16 protein-coding genes are annotated in these 22,850 nt (G+C 40.5%); 11 read left to right on the top strand and 5 right to left on the bottom strand.

Annotated features, from left to right (window positions below):
• The first annotated feature begins 13 nt into the window (after positions 1-13).
• The 9 genes from JK628_RS21350 to JK628_RS21390 all read left to right on the top strand — a co-directional run bounded on the left by JK628_RS21350 (position 14) and on the right by JK628_RS21390 (position 17,644).
• A complete protein-coding gene (locus tag JK628_RS21350) occupies positions 14-2,476 on the top strand; it encodes a type I restriction-modification system subunit M (protein ID WP_202286903.1) in 2,463 nt (820 codons plus the stop codon).
• Positions 2,473-3,888 carry a restriction endonuclease subunit S gene (locus JK628_RS21355; RefSeq protein ID WP_202286904.1) on the top strand — a complete coding sequence of 472 codons (1,416 nt, stop codon included), beginning with the start codon at positions 2,473-2,475 and terminating at the stop codon, positions 3,886-3,888. The genes JK628_RS21350 and JK628_RS21355 overlap by 4 nt, the downstream gene beginning before the upstream one ends.
• Positions 3,889-5,316 carry a DUF262 domain-containing protein gene (locus tag JK628_RS21360; RefSeq protein WP_202286905.1) on the top strand — a complete coding sequence of 476 codons (1,428 nt, stop codon included), beginning with the start codon at positions 3,889-3,891 and terminating at the stop codon, positions 5,314-5,316.
• Positions 5,309-7,318 (top strand): DUF262 domain-containing protein, encoded by a 2,010-nt coding sequence (locus tag JK628_RS21365; RefSeq protein WP_202286906.1) that lies wholly within the window; start codon positions 5,309-5,311, stop codon positions 7,316-7,318. The genes JK628_RS21360 and JK628_RS21365 overlap by 8 nt, the downstream gene beginning before the upstream one ends.
• 42 nt (positions 7,319-7,360) lie before the next feature.
• Positions 7,361-10,108, top strand: a complete 2,748-nt coding sequence (locus JK628_RS21370) for an NB-ARC domain-containing protein (RefSeq protein WP_202286907.1) — start codon at positions 7,361-7,363, stop codon at positions 10,106-10,108.
• 378 nt (positions 10,109-10,486) lie between these two features.
• Positions 10,487-13,639: a type I restriction endonuclease subunit R gene (locus JK628_RS21375; protein WP_202286908.1), complete on the top strand. Its 3,153-nt coding sequence runs from the start codon at positions 10,487-10,489 to the stop codon at positions 13,637-13,639.
• On the top strand, positions 13,639-14,370 hold the full coding sequence (locus JK628_RS21380) for a M48 family metallopeptidase (RefSeq protein WP_202286909.1): 732 nt from the start codon (positions 13,639-13,641) through the stop codon (positions 14,368-14,370). The genes JK628_RS21375 and JK628_RS21380 overlap by 1 nt, the downstream gene beginning before the upstream one ends.
• The gene (locus JK628_RS21385) at positions 14,370-16,895 is read left to right on the top strand and encodes an N-6 DNA methylase (RefSeq protein WP_202286910.1); all 2,526 of its coding nucleotides are present in this window, start codon (positions 14,370-14,372) and stop codon (positions 16,893-16,895) included. Before JK628_RS21380 ends, JK628_RS21385 begins: the two co-directional genes overlap by 1 nt.
• A complete protein-coding gene (locus JK628_RS21390) occupies positions 16,895-17,644 on the top strand; it encodes a hypothetical protein (protein ID WP_202286911.1) in 750 nt (249 codons plus the stop codon). Before JK628_RS21385 ends, JK628_RS21390 begins: the two co-directional genes overlap by 1 nt.
• Positions 17,645-17,910: 266 nt before the next feature.
• Here JK628_RS21390 and JK628_RS21395 read toward each other — a convergent pair whose 3' ends face one another.
• A complete protein-coding gene (locus JK628_RS21395) occupies positions 17,911-19,233 on the bottom strand; it encodes a type II toxin-antitoxin system HipA family toxin (RefSeq protein WP_202286912.1) in 1,323 nt (440 codons plus the stop codon).
• Positions 19,233-19,514 (bottom strand): helix-turn-helix domain-containing protein, encoded by a 282-nt coding sequence (locus JK628_RS21400; protein WP_202286913.1) that lies wholly within the window; start codon positions 19,512-19,514, stop codon positions 19,233-19,235. The genes JK628_RS21395 and JK628_RS21400 overlap by 1 nt, the downstream gene beginning before the upstream one ends.
• Before the next feature lie 414 nt (positions 19,515-19,928).
• Here JK628_RS21400 and JK628_RS21405 point away from each other — a divergent pair, with 414 nt between their 5' ends.
• The gene (locus JK628_RS21405; protein ID WP_202286914.1) at positions 19,929-20,567 is read left to right on the top strand and encodes an ERCC4 domain-containing protein; all 639 of its coding nucleotides are present in this window, start codon (positions 19,929-19,931) and stop codon (positions 20,565-20,567) included.
• 18 nt (positions 20,568-20,585) lie between these two features.
• Here the strand turns inward: JK628_RS21405 and JK628_RS23380 are convergent, their stop codons facing one another.
• Positions 20,586-20,951, bottom strand: coding sequence for a hypothetical protein (locus tag JK628_RS23380; protein ID WP_237524081.1), 366 nt, complete (start codon positions 20,949-20,951; stop codon positions 20,586-20,588).
• 233 nt (positions 20,952-21,184) lie between these two features.
• Positions 21,185-21,340 carry a hypothetical protein gene (locus JK628_RS23385; RefSeq protein ID WP_237524082.1) on the bottom strand — a complete coding sequence of 52 codons (156 nt, stop codon included), beginning with the start codon at positions 21,338-21,340 and terminating at the stop codon, positions 21,185-21,187.
• Between the two features lie 378 nt (positions 21,341-21,718).
• On the opposite strand from JK628_RS23385, the gene JK628_RS21415 reads away from it, so the two are divergent.
• A complete protein-coding gene (locus JK628_RS21415) occupies positions 21,719-22,090 on the top strand; it encodes a metalloregulator ArsR/SmtB family transcription factor (RefSeq protein WP_202286915.1) in 372 nt (123 codons plus the stop codon).
• Between the two features lie 53 nt (positions 22,091-22,143).
• Here the strand turns inward: JK628_RS21415 and arrB are convergent, their stop codons facing one another.
• Complete coding sequence (gene arrB / locus JK628_RS21420; RefSeq protein ID WP_202286916.1) at positions 22,144-22,848, bottom strand: arsenate respiratory reductase iron-sulfur subunit ArrB; 705 nt, start codon at positions 22,846-22,848, stop codon at positions 22,144-22,146.
• Positions 22,849-22,850 lie beyond the last annotated feature (2 nt).

Here is a 22,850-nt window from a genome sequence, read left to right on the forward strand (position 1 = left end):
AGGTTTATTAAACATGGCCATTAAAAAAACAGAACTCTATTCCTCTCTTTGGGCAAGTTGTGACGAACTGCGCGGCGGTATGGACGCCAGTCAATACAAAGATTACGTACTCACTATGTTGTTTATGAAGTACGTTTCAGACAAATTTAAAGGCGACCCATATGGCATGATTGTCGTACCAACGGGCGCTAGCTTTGATGACATGGTAGAGCTTAAGAGTGATAAAGAGATTGGCGACGGTATCAATAAAATCATCGCAAGCCTTGCTGAAGAGAATGATCTCAAAGGCGTTATAGATGTTGCCGATTTCAACGATGAAGATAAGTTAGGCAAGGGTAAAGAGATGGTTGACCGTCTCACTAAGCTAGTGGGTATCTTCCAAGGCTTAGACCTATCAGACAATCATGCCGATGGTGACGATTTACTCGGTGACGCTTATGAATATTTAATGCGCCACTTTGCAACAGAGTCTGGCAAATCTAAAGGCCAGTTCTATACACCTTCAGAAGTCTCTCAAATTCTAGCTAAAGTCGTTGGCATTAGAAAAGACACACAGCAAGATGCAACCGTTTACGACCCGACCTGTGGTTCTGGCTCTCTGCTACTAAAAGCCAGCGATGAAGCCCCACGCGGGCTGTCTATCTTCGGGCAAGAGATGGACAATGCCACCAGCGCATTAGCGCGAATGAACATGATTTTGCATAACAATGCTACTGCAAAAATTACCCAAGGAAATACACTCGCCAACCCTCAATGGAAAGACGCTGCCGATAAGCTAAAGACCTTTGACTTTGCAGTCGCTAACCCGCCGTTTTCTAATAAAAACTGGACCAGTGGTTTAAACCCAAAAGAAGATTTATATAAACGCTTCATCTGGGGTACTCCACCAGAGAAGAACGGTGATTACACCTTCTTACTGCACATTATCACCAGCTTAAAAAGCACTGGTAAAGGTGCGGTGATTTTGCCACATGGGGTGTTATTCCGTGGCAATGCAGAATCTGACATTCGTGAGAACCTTATTAAGCAAGGCTACATTAAAGGTATAATAGGCCTACCTGCTAACTTGTTCTACGGCACGGGCATTCCTGCTTGTATTATTGTGATTGATAAAGAACACTCACAAAAAGCCGCAGCATCAGCAGATGGTCATATCGAAGGCCGTTCAATCTTTATGATCGATGCCAGCAAAGGGTTTATTAAAGACGGTAATAAAAACCGCTTACGCAGCCAAGATATTCACAAAGTCGTCGATGTGTTTAATAAAGGGCTCGAGTTAGAACGCTTTAGCCGCTTAGTCACCATTGATGAAATTGCCAGCAACGACTACAACCTTAATATTCCCCGTTATATTGATTCAAGCGAGCCAGAAGACTTGCACGACCTAAGTGCTCACCTGCAAGGCGGCATTCCTAATAAAGATATCGATGCACTTGAACATTACTGGCAGGTATTTCCAAACATTCGCGCTACGTTATTTAAGCCAGAACGTGAGGGCTATAGCTATGGCTTAATAGCGGCCAACAAAGTGAAACCCATTATTCTGGCCCACGCCGAATTTAAACACTTTGCTAGCCGTAGCCTACTGCCATTTAAAGCTTGGTTAACAAACGCAGCACTACCAGAAATAGCGCAAGACGACAGCCCTAAAGAACTGATTAATGAAATCTCAGAGAGCTTATTAGCAAGTTACGCCAACAGTGATTTACTGAGTAAGTACGATATCTATCAGATATTGATGGATTACTGGGGCGATACCATGCAAGACGACGTCTACGTGCTCATTCAAGACGATTGGAAAGCAGGAAAAGTTTTGCGTGAGCTGGTGGCCATTAAAGGCGAGACATCTAGCAACAAGAGTAAAGAAATACCAGATTTAGTGATTGCTAAGAAGAAGTACAAAGCCGAGCTTATTCCACCTAACCTAATCGTAGCGCGTTACTTTGCCAAACAACAAAGCGCCATTGACGAGCTACAAGCTAAACAAGATGCAGCGACCCAAGCCCTTGAAAACTATCTTGAAGAACATGGTGCTGAAGAGGGATTATTAGTCGAAGCCATTAACGACAAAGACAAAATCACCAAAGCGAGCGTAGCGGCACGTACTAAGCGCGCAACTGATATTGAAGAACTAAAAGGACTTAAGCAGGCCACCAAGTTATTTAATGCAGATACAGCAGCTAAAAAAATGGTCAAAGAAGCTCAAGAAGCGCTCGATTTAGCCGTATTTAACCAATACCCAAAACTCAATATTAATGAAGTGAAAAATCTGATTGTTGAAGATAAATGGCTCGCCAAGCTACAACACAACATCATCGCTGAAATTGAGCGTGTCACGCAGCAAATGGCTAACCGCGTTAAACAGTTAGAAGAACGTTACAGCGCACCACTTCCAGCATTAACTCAATCGATAGATGACTTGAGTGACAAAGTTTCAATCCACCTGAAAGCAATGGGTTTGGAGTGGACGTTATGAGTCAATTAGCTTCAAACCAAGTAATACCTGATGGGTATCAGCAGACTGACGTTGGGGTGATACCCGTGGACTGGCAATGTCTTTCGATTGGTGAGCTACGCCCATTTGTGACAAGCGGTTCAAGAGGTTGGGCTACTTTCTATTCAGCACATGGTGACCCTTTTGTAAGAATAACAAACATGTCGCGTGAATCTGTCGATCTAGATATGACAAATACGAAGTTTGTTTTATTACCTGAGCAGTCATCCGAAGGAAAACGTACATCTCTTGAAAATGGGGATATTCTGATCTCTATTACTGCAGATATCGGAATTTGCAGCTATATAAATGAAAAGTTAGCTAAACCTGCATTCATTAATCAGCATATTGCACTTGTTCGGTTCGATAAGCTAGAAGTTAACTCACAATTTGTTGCACATTTTTTGTCATCTGAAAACGTACAAAAGCTGTTTAAAGGTTCCGCTGATCAAGGTGCAAAAGCAGGTATGAACCTTGAGGCTATACGAAAGATTAGAACAGCAATTCCATCAATTGAAGAACAAACCGCAATAGCCAATGCCCTGTCGGATGTAGATGCCTTGCTGAGCGAGTTAGAAAAACACATCGCTAAAAAACAGGCGATTAAAACTGCCACTATGCAGCAACTGCTCACAGGCAAGACCCGCTTACCGGCCTTCGGTTATCATCAAGAATCTGCTGATTCTGAAGGCGAACTAGAAGATACAGTTAAAGGCCAACTGAAAGGCACCAAATCCAGCGAACTCGGTGGGATACCTGAGGATTGGGAGGTTAAATTACTTGATGAACTATCAATTATCTCTAGATTAGCTGGCGCTGAATACACAAGTATGTGGAAAGAAGATCCAAAGGGGGGAATCATTGCTCTGAGAGGTTTTAATATAGGTAAAAACACCTTAATCAATCGTGATTTAACCAGGATTACTGATTCATTATCAAAAAAATTAAAACGTTCGAAACTAACCAAAGGTGATGTTATATATCCGTGTGTTGGCTCTATTGGTAATGCGGCAGTTATTTATGAAGATAATAAATATCACATACAACAAAATATTGCTCGAATCTCACCTATATCATCGAAACTTCATCCAGAATATCTATGTTATTACCTGATGAGTGAGATGGCACTGAAAGAAGTTGAACGGTTTACTGCCACAACTAGTCAGCCTAGTGTGTTGGTAAGTAGTTTGAGGAAATATAGAATACCTTTTCCTAAACTTAAAGAACAAACCGCCATCGCCGCCATCCTCTCAGATATGGATGAAGAGCTTCAAGCCTTAAGCCAACGCCTAAGCAAAACCCGCCAAATCAAACAAGGCATGATGCAAGAGCTGCTAACAGGCAGAACCCGCTTGCCGTTTGATAAACAAGCTGTACAGGTCGGAGAGGCATAAATGGCTGAAGCTTTAGATAAGGACATCATCAATGTTAGCCAGTTATTGCAATTGGCTAACTTAACAATTCCGACTTACCAGCGTCCCTATAAATGGACCGCACGTAATATTAATCAGCTGTTTCAAGATTTTGACGTCCATCAACGGCAGTCGGCTTATCGTTTAGGTACTGTGGTATTTCACCAAGACTCTCAACAAGAGCATGACAATGCTGTCACCCTAAATATTGTTGATGGTCAACAACGCACATTAACCTTGGTGCTGGCAGTACATGCCATTATTGAGCAGCGGTTAGATACGCTTGAGCGGCAAGACTTAGCTGAAAAACTGACAACCTTAAAAGAGTGTGTCGATGACTTTATGCAAAACCAGCAGTTCGAAAGCGAAATAAGCCAGCGTAATCTGCATCAAAATTATCTAGAGGTTAAACGCTTAGTCAGCCGCCATGAGTTTACTGAAAGTCATATCGAATTTTTATTAAACAAGTGTGAAGTGGTGGTTTTTACCCTTACCGACATTTCTGAAGCTTTTCAGTTTTTTGATTCACAAAATGCCCGAGGTAGAGATTTAGAGCCACATGATTTACTCAAAGCTTTTCACTTACGTGAATTTAGTGATGCTGAAAATGAGCTAAAAGGCACAACTGTTGCTAGTTGGGAAGCGCTAGAAAGCGATGAGCTTGCCGCGTTATTTGCTGAGTATTTATATCGTATTCGCCAATGGGCATTGGGTCATTCCGCGCGTTACTTTGGCAAAAATGAAGTAGTGCTGTTTAAAGGAGTCAATATAGACCGCATTGACCACTTCCCCTATGTAGAATCGCTGCGTATTACTCATCACTATGTTGATGAATATAACCAGCAGTATCATAGAAAAATTGATGGTCAGTATAAAACCTTCCCATTTCATCTCGATCAGATGATTATTAACGGCCGTCGTTTTTTTGAAATGGCTGCGCATTACCAAAACCAAGTCAGTGCAATTGTGAGTGAGGAGCACGGTGCATCTGAGTATTTGTCAGGGCATAAACTAACTGACCATGCACAGGATATTTTGAACACCTTAAATAGCTATTCAGCTCGCACACGTACTGGCGATGGCTACGTAAGATCTATGTTTGATTGTGCGCTGATATTTTACATTGATAAGTTTGGTGATGCCTCACTTTCAACGGCCATTGAAAAAATCTTTATCTGGGCGTATTCACTACGCATAAAACAGCAAGTATTGCAGTTAGCAACCATGGATAACTATGTATTGTCGCGTAATTTATTTCGTACGATAAAAGATGCAACAACGCCTTCTGATGTACTGACGATTGCGCTTAGTACCTTAACCGATGCCGATAATAAGAATAATGCACGAAAAGGGAACGCAGCTAAAGATCCTCTGGTGAAGCTGTTTAAAGGGATGAACTACTATGAGTAATGTCACAAGCCTAAACAATGATTGCGATGAGATTAAAGAGCTCTCGATTAAACAGTTACTCAGTGATAGCGCGACCTATATTGTTCCCATGTATCAAAGGAACTATGCCTGGGGTGAGGGTGAAATCAATCAGCTTATTCAAGATGTCGTTGATTATCAGCAAAAAGGTAATGCTCGCTATTACATTGGCACCTTAGTTGTATTTGAACGTACAGACGGTAGCTTTGAAATCATTGATGGTCAGCAGCGCTTTACCACTTTATCGCTTATCGCAACGTATCTTAAAAGCTCGGCTCTTGATTCTACTGCTAGCGTGAGCATGGAATGGTACCAGCAACTCAATATTGCTTTTGAAAGCCGACCTAAATCCACTGATACCTTTTTAGCCTTATCACAACGTAAGGCCATACATTTACTCAATGGAGAAGAGTATAACGAAGGCATAGTTAACGGCTATTCGCTGATCAAAAAAGCGTTAAAGCAATTAACGACCATCTCCTTAAATGATTTTACCTACTATCTTTTTCACAACGTGCAAATTATGCGTGTTGATGTGCCCAAAGACACCGACTTAAATCACTATTTCGAAGTGATGAACAATCGCGGCGAGCAATTAGAAAAGCATGAAGTGCTTAAAGCAAAAATGATGTCGGTACTGAATACCATAGAAGATAAAGTGGATAAGCAGCAAAGCATCAATACACTGCAAAAGGTATGGGAAGGCTGCGCGAATATGGAACGCTATATTCAATATGGTTTTTCACCCAATGAACGCCATACCTTATTTGGTAAAGATGATTGGGGGCAATTTTCAGCGGTAGATTTTGATGACTTAGTGAGCAGTTTAACCCATGATGCTGACATCAATAATACCAATGCCTTTTCTCTAGCCGAAATAGTTAAAAAGCCTTTAGCAAATAGCAGTACAAAAGCAAGCAATAAAGAAGATGTGCCAGATAGATTCAATAGTGTTATTAACTTTTCTAACTTTTTACTGCATGTGCTAAGAGTGTATACCCAGCAAGATATTGCCTTAGATGATAAACAGCTCATAGCACAATTTGATAGCCACTTATTAAAAACTGAGGAACCGATTGAACAGGTTAAAGCATTCATATTTGCTTTGCTTAAATGCAAATATTTGTTCGACCAATACATCATTAAACGCGAGTATAGCCAAGGTAAGGATGGTTGGAGCCTTAAGCGGTTAAAGTGGTACTCGAAAGAAAGCCAAAGCTTTATCAATAGCCTTGATGACGATACTGGAAATGAATTTGAAGACAGTGAAGATGGTTACGACGGTATTAATCGCCAGTGTTTAATGTTGTTAGCGGCTTTTCATGTGTCAACACCAACGTTGGTGTACAAACATTGGTTAAACGCCGCACTGTACTTTCTTTATCAGCAAGAGTCTGTTGATGCCACAAAGTATTTAAAACATCTAAGAAGAACCGCTAAGCGTTTTGTCTTTGATCGCTTTTTGGCTGTTGGCGAGAGTAAGTCATATTACGAGATGATCTATAAAACCAAGAAAAATGTTTTCCCTAGAAACATTACAACTGAAGATATTAATGTCGATAAGCTTCGCTTTGGGGAAATTGAAAACAATTTCGTCTTCAATTATTTGGATTTTCTACTTTGGCGTAAAGGGAAAGGCCAAGATGCGGTGGTAACTGAATTTGAATTTACCTTTCGTAGCTCTGTAGAGCACTTCTACCCTCAACATCCGATGGATGGTTTTCTACCTTTAGAAACCGATGCTCTTCACGAGTTCGGTAACTTGTGTCTAATTAGCCACAGTAAAAACTCACGCTTAAGCAACTTTCCCCCTAAGGCTAAACTCGCTCACTTTGCCGCGAATATAAAACAGAAGCGCATTGATAGCTTAAAACTTTATCAAATGATTAAGTTAGTTGAAGACAAAGGCAATTGGGGCGAGACTGAAATTGTTAGTCATGGTAAAGAGATGTTGAGCACTTTATGTCGTTCAACCAAAAGTTAGAACCTTCTGTTTTCATAAATTGGCTGATACATGGAGTAGTACATGAAGCAAGAATTGAGAAATGCGTATATTGCTAGGATAACGACTGAAATGGCCGAAGTGTTAACTGGTGCTAGGTTTGAGCAGTTCGGTTACATTATCGTAGAACATTATTTTGGTGATTATGAGTTAAATCATAGGGGCACTAATTTATCAGGGGCTCCTGTAGGTCACGTAGTTGATACATTTTCTACATGTGGAAAGCTAGTTTGTGAATATAGTTCCGATGCCAATTACTTCAGCGATTTTAGTAAAATAGAAAATGATAAAACTCATGCTCTCAATCACTACTCCGCAACCTTAGAAACTTTATTTTTATTAAGCAATCGAGTGTGTCCACCAATCAGACAGCGACAAGTCACCGAGTTGATATCAAATACTGCATCTAACAACGTTGTTGAGCTGATAATTTGGGATGCACGTAAAACAGCCGAGTATATCGTCGATGACTTGTTATTCGATGAGACTGTTACTGAACGTCTAGCTCATTTCCTCCCATCGGTCCAAACCATCCGTAATGAATCTGCTATTAACTTAACTCTTCCAAAAATAGAAGCCTCTTACCAAGCAAGAGAGACAATAGAAGGTGAATTATCAAGCCAATTACTTGCTGGTAACTCAGTAGTTATTGTTGGGTTTAGTGGGACAGGAAAATCTAATCTATCAGCAGCTATTGCTAACTCAATAAAAAATGAGTTTGATATATCTCTTTGGTTAGACGCTTCAGAATTATGGGACATCAATAATCTTGGTACTTACGATGTGTTTAGAAATGGTCACCATTTAAATATTCTTGGGCTTTTACGTTCGAAGAAAGTGCTTTTAGTGCTTGATGATTTACTTGCCCCCGTATCTCAAAATCAACTTGAAGCTTTATGTGAAAATGGTTCTACAATTCTAGTTACTCGAAGAGATAATATTGATAAAAAAGATTGGCTGCTTCCACTTCTAAGCACCGAAGTAGCAAAGCAAATATTAGAATATGAAATAGAAACTCCCTGCCCAGATAAACTGTTTAACAAAGTATACGATATCGTTGGTGGCTACCCGCTCATCTATGCATTAATGAATACAAATATGCATTCTGATGACTATGACTGGAGCGACATTGAAAGTGACTGCGATGCCATTTCTGAATATGAAGATGATAGAAACCAGTTACTAACTGAGCGGTTACTTGGCCATCTCTTAGGACATTTATCCACTCAACTTTCATTTTTAAAGGCATGTAAGACTAAGGTTATTGATCATGATTTTGCAAAAGCCTCAATCAAATCAATCGGAATAAAGAAGCTCATCAAATCAACAATTATAACCAAACCAAGTCTTGGTTTTTTTAAAATTCATGATGTCATATTTGCAGCATTAGCAAATATTGACGCAGGTCAGACAGATATTGCAGACCTATTACAAGGCTATCTCGAAAACAGTGAAGCTGTAAACTGGTCCTCCTTCTTACGGGTTTCACACAGACACAACGAGCTGATTTATAGCCTTTATAAGTCAACAGGGAAGAGTATCTACCTATATTCGTATTTGATTGCCAGTGTCCCGGCAACTTTAGTTAAAGAGGAAATCACTTCTCCTTCAGTACAATTTGAAGCAGTTAAAAATAATTTACCTGAAATTGATCGAATCCAAGTTGCTGCACTAATCGAATCGATAGAGAACCTATATTTATTGGATAAAGAAACATCCGAAGATTTAGCAAAAGATCAGTTAGAACCGATACTACCGATATTTTTAGAGTTAATAAGCCTTGTCGTTGGCAATACGGAATTACTGAAATTAATTAGGCATCACTACGCTAAATGTTTACTTAGGTTAAACCAAGAGCCTGAGGCTGAAATCGAGTTTTTTACTTTAAGCCAAGAACACCCTTCCATGTATGAAGCCAAACTCCAATTGGCTCGAATCTATGCTAGAACAGATAGAGCAGATGATACAAAAACACAAATAGAAGAAATATTAGACGCTTGGGATACCGAAAGTCGTCCATCTATATCTGTCGCTCTAGCTTCTTTTGAACTAGTTTCTCGCAGTTCAATGAAAGCATTTAAGAGTGAGTTGAATAGCAAATACTCAGACCTTGTAGCGTTAATAATAAAAGAAGCTATGGCATTTGGTTATGATCACTCATATAGAGCTTTTGGAGTTTTTTCTGGTGATTGGGCCTATAACCACCCTGAAAAATTTTTAGATATATTCAATTATTTACCATTACCCCACTTGTCATCTATTCCTGATAATTATACCAAAAACTCTATTGGTGATTTATATCGTGAAGCAGGAAAAATTTGTTTGAGAGCTGACGAACCAAAAGCCGATGCATACTTAAGTTTAGCTATAGATTTTTACGAGTCAGTACCGAGCCAAAGTCCTTTTAACTTGCGCAGAATAGCTGAAACATATTGTTTAAAAAAACGTTATGACACTTCAGAATCAATATGCCTATCTCTTCTGAATCAAAGTCAGAAAGATCCTTTTGTTTACTTCTGGTTATCAAAATCGCTAATTGGATTAAGTAGGATACCTGAGGCATTAGCGAATATTGATACAGGGATTGAGAAACTAGAAAGTTACCCAGAAACCTTTAAAGCTGCATTCTTGGAAGTTAAGAGCGATATTCATCGAGAAACCGGTTTAAATGATTATATAACATTACTTACAGAAGCAGCTGGACTCACTGATTCACCTAAGTACAAATCACAATTAGAAGATAAAATACTCAATGAAGGCAGTACGAAATGAGCACTGTAGGCCATAGATAAAGAGGATCGCATTCGCACTTGTTACCAACATTATTGTTTGCGGTACATAGGCCGTGAACACATGAACAATGCTTCGCTAAGAGAGCGCTTCGGTATCGAAGGGAAAAACAGCGCCACGGTGAGCGAGTAATAAAAGATGCTGTGAGTGCTGGACTGGTTAAGCCCTATGACGCAGATGCTGGCACCAAAGCTATGCGCTACGTTCCACACTGGAGCTAATTTGCTTGATAGTTGCTTGATTGAATGCGTGTAATTTGATACTAATTAGCTGGATTGAACTTTAACCTGCTGATTTTAAGAACTTAAATTTGTTTGATCGTTGCTTGATAGCAAAGGTTTGATTGAAAGGAATTAATTGATGAGTACCGTAGGCCAAAAAGAGCGTGCCACCCAAGAGCGCGTTGTCAGATTTTTCCGTGATCAACTGGGTTATGACTATTTAGGTAACTGGGAATATCGCGAAGATAATCGCAACATTGAAACTGGTCAACTCATCAAATGGCTTAGTCACCGTGGTGTATCTGAAGCCTTGATAAAGCGTACATTGCGCAAACTAGATATTGCGACTGCCCTCGGTGAAGGCAAAAACCTCTATGACGCTAACAAAGAGGTCTATCGCCTATTACGTTATGGTGTCAAAGAGAAAGAAGGTACTGGTGAGCAGAATAAAACTGTTTGGTTAATCGACTGGGAAAATGTTGAAGCCAATAATTTCACTATAGCGGAAGAAGTATCTGTAAAAGGAGAGAATAAAAAGCGCCCTGACATAGTGCTTTATGTAAACGGTATTGCTCTTGGGGTGATCGAACTAAAACGTTCATCTGTATCGGTGAGCGAAGGCATTCGACAAAACCTCGATAACCAGAAAAAGTCATTTATCCGCAACTTCTTTACCACCATGCAATTAGTTATGGCTGGTAATGATACCCAAGGCATTCGCTACGGTACCATCGAAACCACAGAAAAATACTATCTTGAGTGGAAAGAACCTGAAGGTGATCATTCTCTGCCACAATCAGATGTTCAGTGTGAGACGCTACTCGATACTCACTTAGCTCAGTTATGTGATAAAAAAAGATTTTTACAATTGATCCATGAATTCATCGTGTTTGATGCCGGAGTAAAAAAAACCTGCAGGCATAATCAGTTCTTTGGTATTCAAGCAGCTAAAAAGCATGTCGCCTCCCACTCTACTAACAAGCAAGGTGGCATAATTTGGCACACCCAAGGCTCGGGTAAAAGCTTAACCATGGTGTGGTTAGCTAAGTGGATCCGTGAAAATGTCACGGACTCACGCGTACTTATTGTTACTGACCGTACAGAGCTAGATAAACAGATTAAAAAAGTTTTCTCTGGCGTCGATGAACAGATCTATCGAACCAAAAGTGGCCAAGATCTCGTTGCAACACTGAATAACCCTAACCCTTGGTTAATGTGTTCGATTGTTCATAAATTTGGTCGCAATGGTGAAATAACAAAAGAAGAGGATAAAGACGAAGCAACGACTGACTATATTGAAGCCTTAACGAAAAGCATTCCGAGTGACTTCAGCGCAAAAGGTAAGTTGTTTGTTTTTGTGGATGAGTGTCATCGAACTCAATCAGGGAAATTGCACACTGCAATGAAGGTCATCTTGCCTGAAGCAATGTTTATCGGCTTTACAGGCACGCCATTAATGAAAAAGGATAAGAAAAAATCCTTAGAAGTATTTGGTCCCTATATTCATACCTACAAATTTAACGAAGCTGTCATTGATGGTGTGGTTTTAGACTTGCGTTATGAAGCCCGAGATATCGATCAGCACTTAACATCACAGAAGAAAGTAGACCAATGGTTTGAAGCCAAGACCAAAGGCATTTCTAATCTAGCCAGAATGCAGCTCAAACAAAAATGGGGCACCATGCAAAAGGTGCTCTCTAGCAGGTCTCGCCTAGAGCAGATAGTAAGCGACATCCTCATGGATATGGAAATAAAACCTAGACTGATGGATGGTCGCGGCAATGCCATGTTGGTATGCGCCAGTGTTCACCAAGCCTGTGTTGTATATGACCTATTTAGTAAAACTGATTTAGCGGGTAAATGCGCGATTGTGACCAGCTACCTACCTCATGCCAGTACCATAAAAGGTGAAGAGTCTGGTGAAGGCTTAACTGAAAAGCTATTCAAGTACGATACCTATCGCAAGATGCTAGCTGATTATTTTGAACAGAATGAAACCGATGCCGCAAAACGAGTTGAAGAGTTTGAAGAAGCAGTTAAGCAGCGCTTTATTGATGAACCTGGGCAAATGCGTCTGCTTATCGTGGTTGATAAGCTGTTAACTGGTTTTGATGCACCTTCTGCTACCTACCTGTACATAGATAAGAGCATGGCAGATCACAATCTATTCCAAGCTATATGTAGGGTAAACCGTTTAGACGGTGAAGATAAAGAGTACGGCTATATCATCGACTATAAAGATTTGTTTCGCTCCCTAGATAAAGCAATTAAAGATTACACCGCAGAGGCTTTTGATGGTTACGACCAAGATGATGTGGCAGGCCTACTAAAAGACCGTTTAGTGCAATCTAAGGAAGATTTAGATATTGCATTGGAAACTGTTCGCGCTCTTTGTGAACCCGTTAAAGCGCCGCGTGATACTAAAGATTTTATTCACTATTTTTGCGGTGAATCTGGCGTTGAGCCAAATGATCCCGATGAACGAACCGAGAAAGAAGCACTACGACTCACGCTATATCAAGCCACAGCTAAGTTATTAAGAGCTTTTGCCAATATAGCTAATGAGATGGAGCAAGCTGGGTACTCTGCATCTGAGGCAGAAAAAATTAAACAAGAAGTCATTTACTACGAAAAAGTACGTGATGAAATCAAATTGGCTAGTGGTGACTTGCTTGAAATGAAGCGTTTTGAGCCCGCTATGCGTCACCTTTTAGATATGTATATTCGGGCTGATGATAGCGAACAACTGATCGATTTCGAGGAGCTAGGCCTTATCGATTTGGTCGTGAATAACAACGGTGAAGGATTAGACTCTTTACCAAAAGACTTGCGCGAAAATGAAGAAGCCATGGCTGAGTCTATCGAAAATAACGTCCGTAAAACCATTGTCGATGAAAACCCAATCAATCCAAAATACTTCGAACAAATGTCATCACTACTCGATGAGATTATCCAGCAACGTCGTGAAAAAGCACTTAACTATCAAGAATACCTAGAAAGGATTCGAGAGTTGGCCAAGAAAGTTGTTAATCCTAGCGGTAATCGCAGCGCTAGTTATCCAGAATCTGTCGATACGGCGGCAAAGCAATCCTTATACGATAATTTAGGTAATGATGAAGTTCTAACAACTAAAATTGATACCGCTGTAAGGTATACAAAAAAAGCGGAATGGTTAGGTGACCGATTCAAAGAGCGTGAAATAGCAAATGCAATTCGCCAAGAAACAGCGAGCTATAAAGTTGATATCGTAGAAGTTATGGGGCTTGTTAAAGCTCAGAAGGAATATCATTAATGCCATCAAATGATAGCGACCACATTGAAATTAGTGGCATTCAAGTTCAGGTCAACCGAAAGGACATTAAAAACTTACACCTAAGTGTATTGCCTCCTAATGGTCGTGTCCGCTTATCAGTACCGCACACCACAAGCGAGCAAGCCATTCGCCTTGCGATTATTACCAAGCTAGCCTGGATCAAGAGGCAGCAGAAAGATTTCGCTGCTCAACCTCGCCAATCAAGCAGAGAGATGGTTCGCGGTGAGAGCCATTATCTTTGGGGCCAGCGTTACCGTCTCAGTATTGTTGAGGCTTCTAGCAAGCATGTTGTGACAATAAAAGGGAATACTAAGTTGGAGATATCAGTGGCCAATACAACGACCACAGATAACCGTTTGAAATTACTAAACGACTTTTATAGAAAACAGATGCAGGACTCACTGATAAAACTACTCCCTCATTGGCAACAAAAACTAGACGTTCAATCTAGCAGTGTTTGTATTAAGAAGATGAAAACCAAGTGGGGTAGCTGTAACATTCAAGCAAAGAGATTGTGGCTCAACCTAGAGCTCGCCAAAAAGCCTCCTGAATGCATGGAATATATTTTGGTACATGAGCTAACTCATCTCATCGAACGTCATCACAACGACCGTTTTAGAGCCATTATGGATAAACATATGCCTGATTGGAAAGAACGAAGAAACCTACTTAACAGCTTACCGCTAGCATATGAAGATTGGAGTTATTGATGGATTATTCTGAAAAAGTTAATAGTGCCGCTAAAGCACAGGCGAAAGAGATCTGGAAGCTGCTTGAGTATATCCGTGGCGCTTCACCAATCTCTGATTATCGTTCGCTTGCTTACGCTCTCTTGTTTATTCGATACATGCAGGACAATAGTGGCCAACATTTCGAAGCCCCAAGGTTTAATTCTTTTAATGCTATTAGAGAGCATATTGATCATCTCACAAAATTTTGTTCAGATTTAGGTCTATTCTCTGAAGAGTTAGGTCATATTACTAGTCATCATATTTTAGAAATTTTAATAAAGAACAATAACATAGATGAAGAATATGTAAGGATTGCTCTCCGTAGTAATGTTGATAACAGAAGTAAAGCAGTAACTAGATTTACTTTAAGTGAGTTAAATACCCTTTTTGCTGAAAATGAGTCAAAATCTGGTAGCGAGTTTTATACACCTAGAGACGTTAATAGGCTTGTTACAACTTTAGGCCTGACCTATTCTCCCAAGACAATTTGTGACCCATTTGCTGGTGGCGGTAGCACCGCATTTTCATTTCATGAAGCCCTTGAAGGAGAAGTAACAATTGATACTCAGGAAATGAACAGTGACGTTCATTTCCAAATTATTGTTAGTCGAATTTTAAGAGGTGTCCATGGTAATGATTTCATAGGAGATTCGATTACTCGACCCGAATATACAAGGAATAGTTATGACCTAATTGTTTCATTCCCCCCATTTGGGTTGAAGATCCCAAAGTCAACTAGACAAGATATTATTAGTAGCTCAAATAACCCATGGCTTGATCTTGCTTGGGGACTGCCAGAATCCAGAAGTGATTGGTTTGTATGCTTATCAATGTTGTCAGCTTTAAAAAACCAAGGAAAGCTCATTATTGGCATGTCGTTGAGTTCGTTAACGAGAGCTGGAGCAGAAAGTCATATTAGGCAAGTATTAACTTCTGAAAAAGTAATTGAAAAAATCATTTTGCTCCCTAAAGGAATTCATTACTCTACCAATATATCAACTGTTTTATTGGTTCTGGATGCGAACCATCAACAAAGCCAAGAGGGCATTCGCTTTATCGATGCCTCACTCTTCTACGAGCCCCGCAGAGGTAGAAATACGCTATCTAATGACAATATTAAAAAAATAGTAGAGTCTTGCCATTCCGATGGACGCTTTAGCGCCACAATTCCTCATGAAGAAATTGCTCACAACAATTACAATTTAGACCCTAGTTTATATATTGAAAAAACAATAAAAGTTAGCCAAGTACAATTAACCAACTTCCGTGGATATACCAACTTTACAATACCTTTGCATGACTCTCTAACTGTTTTAGTTGGTGAAAATGGAGCTGGTAAAACATCAATATTAGAAGCTATTGCATGTGGTTTAGGCCCATTTTTAACAGCTATGCCTGATGCTAAAGGTAAATTGATACGCAGATCTGATATTCATGTTGGTCCTAATGGAATTGCTGATTCAGCTCGCATATCAATGGATACAGCATCAAGTCTGAGTTGGGATTTAGCGACTAAAGGTTCTGACAGAAACACTTTAGCAAAAATTGGGACGCTGGCTCTTTCCGACTTTGCGAATCAAATAGTGGATACCAATAAGGAATATCCGCTAATCGCCTATTATGGAACTAATAGAGCATTATCCACATCAAGTGGAAAGGTTTCTATCAGTCCGTTTGAGAAGGTTCAACGTGGCGAAGGGTATGATTCAGCATTAGATGCCAAGATTAATTATGGCATATTAAAAAATTGGTTTTCTAAAATTGAGGTCGATGAGCTAAAGCTCAGGGATGAAAAGAAGAAGCACACTTTCACTCACCCTGCAAAGCAGTTGATATCTCGCGCGGTTAAACAAATTGTCGAAAGGGTTCATGATGTAACTTTCGATAAAAACTCTAACGACGTAGTTGTATCTTGGAAAAATGAACAAAATCGGCTCATTTTATTAGGCCTTGAACAGCTAAGTGAAGGCTACCGGAATATGGTGGCGCTCACCATTGATCTTGTTAGAAGAGCCTATCTTTTAAACCCTAAGTCAGATTCCCCTCTAGATGTTTCAGGTGTTGTTTTAATTGATGAAATCGAACTTCACTTACACCCTCGTTGGCAACAAAGGGTACTTGATGACTTAACTGCACTATTCCGTAATCTACAGTTTATTGTCACAACACATAGTCCACAAGTGTTAACCACTGTTAGAGGTGAGTCTATTAGGGCTGTATCTAGCTCAATGAAGGAAGCAGAGATGGTTGATTCTCCATTTGGAGGAGAAAATAGCCGTGTAATGCAGCAGATTTTGTTTGTTAACCCGAGACCAGACACTGTGGTATCGGAAAAGCTCAAAGAGTACTTCTCTTTGATTGAAACTGGTGACGGGGAGAAAGCCAAAGCACTTGAACTAAGAGAAGAGCTGGTCCAGTTAACAGATGGTACTGAACCAATGCTAATGGAAGCTGACTTGGCCATAAAACGTGTTAGTTGGATGAAATCTAGAAAGAGTAAATAATGTCAATTCAAGATATTGAAGAACCTGAATTGCTCCGAGATTTCAGGATTGAAACCCCTAATGCCACTTGGAATCAGTTAAGAGCAAATTCCAATGTAAATAATACGGTAAAGATTACGGCGATAAAGAAAACGGGTGGTTTATGTGTGTATTGTGAGCATAGATTAATAGCCAAGAATGATTCTCAGTTAGAACATTTTTATCCGAAAAATGGAAACGACAACTATGAATTTGGCGATGGAGTGCCTAACAGAGCTATAGAATGGGCAAACTTGTATCCTGGTTGCTTAGGTGGCACAGCTCAAGCATCACACTTCACTATTAAGCAAGATATAGATTTTCGGACTGGCGCGAATAAAAGGAATAAAAACAGGCTAACATGTGGGCAGAAGAAAGGAGAAACAGATCCAGATGGTGTTTTCATTTCCCCATTAAAGCTAAACAATCAAAATCCTATTTATTTGTTCAATGAAGCTGATGGCTCTATATCCTTAAACGAAGAAGCTTGTACTTCTCAAAACATACCAGTTGAATTAGGAACTAGCCATTTGACGAGATTGAATTTAGACAGTCAAAGGTTAAGAGATGCAAGGTTGGCACTAGCGAGTTCTCTGAGAAGTGAATTTAATAAAGCATTTGCGATTGATGCTGATAATGTTGGTGAATTAATCGATGACTGGTTAGCGCTTGATGAAGACGGTATTTACTCATACCCATTTATTAGCTTAATTTTTGGTAAATATACTTAACTATTAAAAATAGGTTTCGCCAGACATAAAATGATCTCAGTTAGTATTCCTAATGTGTTTCGAGTAACAACATTTACCCAATACAGACTGCATTTACGGGACTAAAGTGGTGACTAAAACTAAAATCAAACCATGACAACAACATTAAGCAACTGTAATTAAATACATTAATACCAGCTCGCTACATTCAGATCCAGAACGTTGAATAGGGTTTACTCTCACTTGTTATGAGCAACGCTTCAGGTCTCGAAGGGTTGCTACTTTACTCAGCAACCCTCCTTATCGACCAGCCTCTTCGATCTTATTTTTAGCCCATCAAGTATTGCATCGCGAATATAAACAGGGAAGCTATCGGGTAACTGCGCTTGTACTTTTTCCATCACCAAATCAACGGAGCTGGCTATCTCGCGCATGATAGCGGACATAGCGGCAACGTCAAAACCGACTGCTTTTGCAGTTTGCATAAAATGCCGCGGGAAGATCTGTGCAACCTGATACTTCTTACCTTTAGTAGCCTTAAGTCCCATAGCCAACTTAGCATCACGAATATTTAAGCCCTTACCACCAATCACGGGGTACATGGACAAAATATCGTAAAAGGGAGTCAATCGATACCCGGCACCGGCCTCAATGAAGAGTGAGAAGTTTTTTGCATGACCATCTGTAGCTGCTAATAACCAAAACAGTACCTGAGACTTCATGAAGTCGTATCTATCTTGCTCTGCATTCCTAGAACCCAGTAGGTACGGCATTATTTTTTCAATACCTGGGCCGCCATGACTTTCATATTTTTTGGCTGCTGGAATATTTAATGTCTGACAGAAATCCTCTTGAGGTAATCGCATGATCCATTTGCCATCACTTGATAACCTGCGATCAAACCTCTCAACCGCGAGCGCCTTAATATCGCCGACCCTAATTATTGAGCAGTGCGGTACATCTAAGCCAAACTCCCTGACTATCATCATGCACAGGTATTCATTTTCAACGCTGTCTGGCATATCAATGGTGTGTGAATGACTCTGGATCTCACCGATTGGCAGCTTAATAATATGCGTTGTTGGAGTAGCCTTGATAGGAAGGCGCCATTGTCCATCTAGATTGAGTAAAGCTGTTTTTTCTTGGGCGCCCGCAATAGAAATTCGAAAATCATCTTCTTCCGCTAACATACCTAACGGAATACCTGACTGATAGCCCTTTAGTACTTTTTCCAATGCCGTATCAGATAAGGGCTTAGATTCAATTTTTTTAATATCAAAAGCTTTTTGTCCGCATGCTACTAACTGTAACGCCCCTACACTGTCTTGTCCGATTTTAGCTAATAGATCGAATGCTTGTGTCGATTGCGCATTGTGGCGAGCAACAATTCTGTTTCTCACCTCAATATTATCTGGCAGTAAATTATCAAAGAAGTTATAAACCTCATCGCCTTTATACGCTTTTTTTCGCAGCGGCATAGACAAAGAGATTGGGCGACTATTCGGTGTACTTAACCATTGAGCAGCATACTGAAACAGATGGAAACCCGTAGTGGATTTAGTGAAACCTCCGACGAGATAGCCATTCATATAAACATCTAGAACAGCCATTACCACTCCTCTTTCCATTCACGGTCAGAGCTCATGGTTCTATCGTCCAGTAACTTACTCGCCAGCTCTGGATTTCTAACCTTAATGTCTAGCTCAAGATTTAAAGCTGATAAAATCTTAAATAGCGTTTCTAATTTGGTGGAACCAGGGTTTTGCTCAAAGCTTGAAACCGTATCCTGACGAATGCCTACCTTATGTGCCACTTTGCTTTGCGACAGTTTCATGTTCAATCGTGCATCTTTGAGATACGCGCTAAGCTGCTTTGAGTTAGTCACCTTCATGATGGTTTTACCTATTAGAAACAATTCCTAAATCCACTTTACACGCTAAAGCGGGTAAATCAAGTTTTACACGCTACAGGCGTTGAAATGGTATTTACACGCTAGAGGCGTTAAAACAATAATTACACGCTAAAGGCGTTAGAACAACAGCAACATACTCTAACTGTTATCACGACATAAAGGTGTGACGATAATATGGAAGCACAGTACTAAATCCGTATAGAAAACAACTTAAAAATGAAGAGAAGTGGTGACTAAAATCGCGTAACGTAATCCAGGGTTAACCCTCGATAATAAAACATGACCAAGCCCCTATTAATGGGGCTTTTTGTTTTATTTGCAAATACGCTTACTTCGCCCTACACAATTTAAACTAGACTCAATAATACTCGATGGATTGATTAAGTATTCAGGATGAATAAAACTCTAGTTGAGATAAGCTATGACGATAGGGAACACGCGGAGATATTACTAGAACAACTGTCACTCCACACAGATCTGTGTCTGGTCAGAAAACGTATGGATCTCGGTGATTATCAAGTAGGCAACTGGCTTATTGAAAGAAAGACTCTCCCCGATCTCGTCCTCTCCCTCTGTAACGGTCGACTTTTTTCACAGATCTCACGATTATCTGACTCCTCAAACAATGCAGCACTACTCATCGAAGGTTCATCACGTGATATTGCATCTTACGACATTACACGAGAAGCCCTGATTGGTGCGCTTTGCTCTATTTCAGTCAACTTCAATATTCCCATTTTACGTAGTTTGTCCCAGTATGAATCGGCTAAAATCATTTACTTTTGCGCCACGCAATTAAACTGTAGAGAAACAGAGTTAAAACTCCACGGAAGAAAGCCGAAACGCAGAAAAAACCGCCAACTCTTTATTCTTCAAAGTCTCCCCGAAATCGGACCTCGATTAGCAAAACGACTGTTGAGTCACTTTGATAGCATCGAAGCCGTAATGACCGCATCTACTGATGAACTCATAAAAATTGAAGGGATTGGACTAGGGAAGGCTAGAAAAATCCGTGAAATATTAATACCATAAACTTGTAGCTATCTTGCATCACTTCAATATTCGAAGCTGCGGTTTCTCTTGGTAAGGGCAAGGGAAATTGCCCGGCTCAACATTCGGGTATGTACTGGCGCTGACTCCACTGGCGAAGCGATATAAACAATCTTCGATAAAACGTTCCACTGGAAAGAACTGATGCTTTTTACTGCGCTGGCCGTTGACCTTTCGCGGCTGCTGATTGATATACATGCTCAGTTCCCATGCCTCCTCGCTATCAAAATAGCGTGGTTGATGATCTGCAAACAATGATTTTAAATAGTACTGCACCTCTGCGATATGAGCGCCGATGCTACGATCTAAATTACGAAAACAATGCTGTTTGGTTTGCTCAAAATAATGCTCAATATTATCGAGCACCTGCATCCCTTCATCATCGTTCTTTATGATCCCTTCGGCTCGAAATCAGCCAACAGCATGTAATCTCCAATGGTTATAAAAATCTATCTCTAGCAGCTCCCATCTGGGCTTGAATGGGTAGTGAAGCAGCATGCAGTAACGACTATAAGACTCCATAGAGACCACCACCCAGCTACCATCATCGTAGGGCTGCCATTGACGATCCGACAAGTGTATAACCCGCCCCAGCCAACTCACACGATTGGCGTTAGTACTAACGGGTTCACGCCTGGATTGTTGCCATCGACGTCTGTCATTCGCTCAATGGGCTGCTTAAGCATTCTACACATTGGCTTGGATAGGATTAAGAACAGCGCCATCATCTGATTAATTCCTTGAAGGATCAACATATTATCACTTATAGTAAATAACTTTTCGCCACAGATTAAATAGCCACCGCTTAATCCGCCAACGTCGCACCTTCAGCCCACACACTCTGATAGAAGCGATAGCAAAACGCCTATTCGCACATTTTGACAATGTCGAAGCCGTATTCACAGCCACAGAATAATAGCTTTCAAAAATTGAAGGGCTTGGGGGAAATAAAGCCAGAAAAACCCTCAATATCTTAACGCGACAAACAGCAAGGCTATCCATTTACCTATACGACAGCTTCATAGGTAAGCGTGTATCCTTGCTGCGTTAAAGTATGCAACTATAACCTACTTGGAATTGACTCAAGCGCTTAAAACTCATAATGTAGCCCCAAATTTATAGCGAAATATCCCATGTCTATTCAAGTAGAACCCATAAGTTTGTTTAAGTCGTTATCTGACAATATTCGTTTATCTATTCTGTTATTGCTGCAGGCTGAAGAAGAGCTGTGCGTATGCGAGTTTTGTGAGGCTCTGGACGAGATCCAGCCCAAGATCTCACGCAATCTGGCTTTGCTTAAAAAAGTGGGTTTAGTGGTTAACCGTCGCCAAGGGCAATGGATTTACTACTCGATCAACAAGCAGCTGCCACAGTGGGCTAGGCAAGTACTACTTGAAACCTATAGCGGCAATAACGAGCTTATTGCCGCACCGCTTGCAAAACTAAATCTGATCGGTGCTAACAAAGAACGCCCGCTGATTTTATGTAAAAATGGCACGCCATAAAAAGGTGAGCCGCCCTAAAGGGAGCGACTCACTTAACCGTATATTTGAAAAAACTAGTAGATTGTTTTTACGTTAAAACTACGAATGTAGTACACATTTGGATTAGTATTAGCATCCAAATTCAGCTGCTGAGTTTTATGCATACTAATCAATCTAGCCGCCTCGCTCGTTGGATCATTCAAGTCACCAAATACCCGCGCATTCGATGGGCAAGCCGATACACAAGCAGGCTTTAAACCTTGATCCAACCGATGATCGCAGAAAGTACACTTCTCGGTGGTTCGTCTTGATCTTGTTACCGGATAAGTGTCACCGCGCTCAGGATTTAAGTAAGGCAGTACTTTATTGTCCACTCGCTTGAGTAGCGCGTAAGGCGATGCTGTAGCGCCTTCGATAAGCGCTTGGTCATCTTGCCATTTACGATGCGGTTTTTGCTTGTTATAGCTGATAACACCGTAAGGGCAGGCGCGCATACACTTGCGACAACCGATGCACTTATCGTTTTCTTGTAACGTGAGGCCACGCTTATCTTTATACATGGCCCCTGTAGGGCACACTTTTACGCAAGCCGCATCGCTACAATGGTTACATAAAGTTGGAATATAGCTATATTTAACGTCAGGAAAACGCCCCTCAGTGACATTTAGGTGGCTTGACCATTGAATTCCATCGGCTGTGTTGTTTTCTGTTTTACAGGCTAAATCACAACCACCGCAACCTACACATTTTTGTAGATCGATTACCATTCCGAGTCTCATAA

This window comes from Shewanella sp. KX20019 (assembly GCF_016757755.1).
In the GTDB taxonomy this organism is placed as follows: Bacteria; Pseudomonadota; Gammaproteobacteria; order Enterobacterales; family Shewanellaceae; genus Shewanella.

What these genes read in the sequence shown, in the direction of transcription:
- JK628_RS21350 (WP_202286903.1), top strand. Translation starts at nt 14, where the DNA reads ATGGCCATTAAAAAAACAGAACTCTATTCCTCTCTTTGGGCAAGTTGT.
- JK628_RS21355 (WP_202286904.1), top strand. Translation starts at nt 2,473, where the DNA reads ATGAGTCAATTAGCTTCAAACCAAGTAATACCTGATGGGTATCAGCAG.
- JK628_RS21360 (WP_202286905.1), top strand. Translation starts at nt 3,889, where the DNA reads ATGGCTGAAGCTTTAGATAAGGACATCATCAATGTTAGCCAGTTATTG.
- JK628_RS21365 (WP_202286906.1), top strand. Translation starts at nt 5,309, where the DNA reads ATGAGTAATGTCACAAGCCTAAACAATGATTGCGATGAGATTAAAGAG.
- JK628_RS21370 (WP_202286907.1), top strand. Translation starts at nt 7,361, where the DNA reads ATGAAGCAAGAATTGAGAAATGCGTATATTGCTAGGATAACGACTGAA.
- JK628_RS21375 (WP_202286908.1), top strand. Translation starts at nt 10,487, where the DNA reads ATGAGTACCGTAGGCCAAAAAGAGCGTGCCACCCAAGAGCGCGTTGTC.
- JK628_RS21380 (WP_202286909.1), top strand. Translation starts at nt 13,639, where the DNA reads ATGCCATCAAATGATAGCGACCACATTGAAATTAGTGGCATTCAAGTT.
- JK628_RS21385 (WP_202286910.1), top strand. Translation starts at nt 14,370, where the DNA reads ATGGATTATTCTGAAAAAGTTAATAGTGCCGCTAAAGCACAGGCGAAA.
- JK628_RS21390 (WP_202286911.1), top strand. Translation starts at nt 16,895, where the DNA reads ATGTCAATTCAAGATATTGAAGAACCTGAATTGCTCCGAGATTTCAGG.
- JK628_RS21395 (WP_202286912.1), bottom strand. Translation starts at nt 19,233, where the DNA reads ATGGCTGTTCTAGATGTTTATATGAATGGCTATCTCGTCGGAGGTTTC.
- JK628_RS21400 (WP_202286913.1), bottom strand. Translation starts at nt 19,514, where the DNA reads ATGAAGGTGACTAACTCAAAGCAGCTTAGCGCGTATCTCAAAGATGCA.
- JK628_RS21405 (WP_202286914.1), top strand. Translation starts at nt 19,929, where the DNA reads ATGAATAAAACTCTAGTTGAGATAAGCTATGACGATAGGGAACACGCG.
- JK628_RS23385 (WP_237524082.1), bottom strand. Translation starts at nt 21,340, where the DNA reads ATGTTGATCCTTCAAGGAATTAATCAGATGATGGCGCTGTTCTTAATC.
- JK628_RS21415 (WP_202286915.1), top strand. Translation starts at nt 21,719, where the DNA reads ATGTCTATTCAAGTAGAACCCATAAGTTTGTTTAAGTCGTTATCTGAC.
- arrB (WP_202286916.1), bottom strand. Translation starts at nt 22,848, where the DNA reads ATGAGACTCGGAATGGTAATCGATCTACAAAAATGTGTAGGTTGCGGT.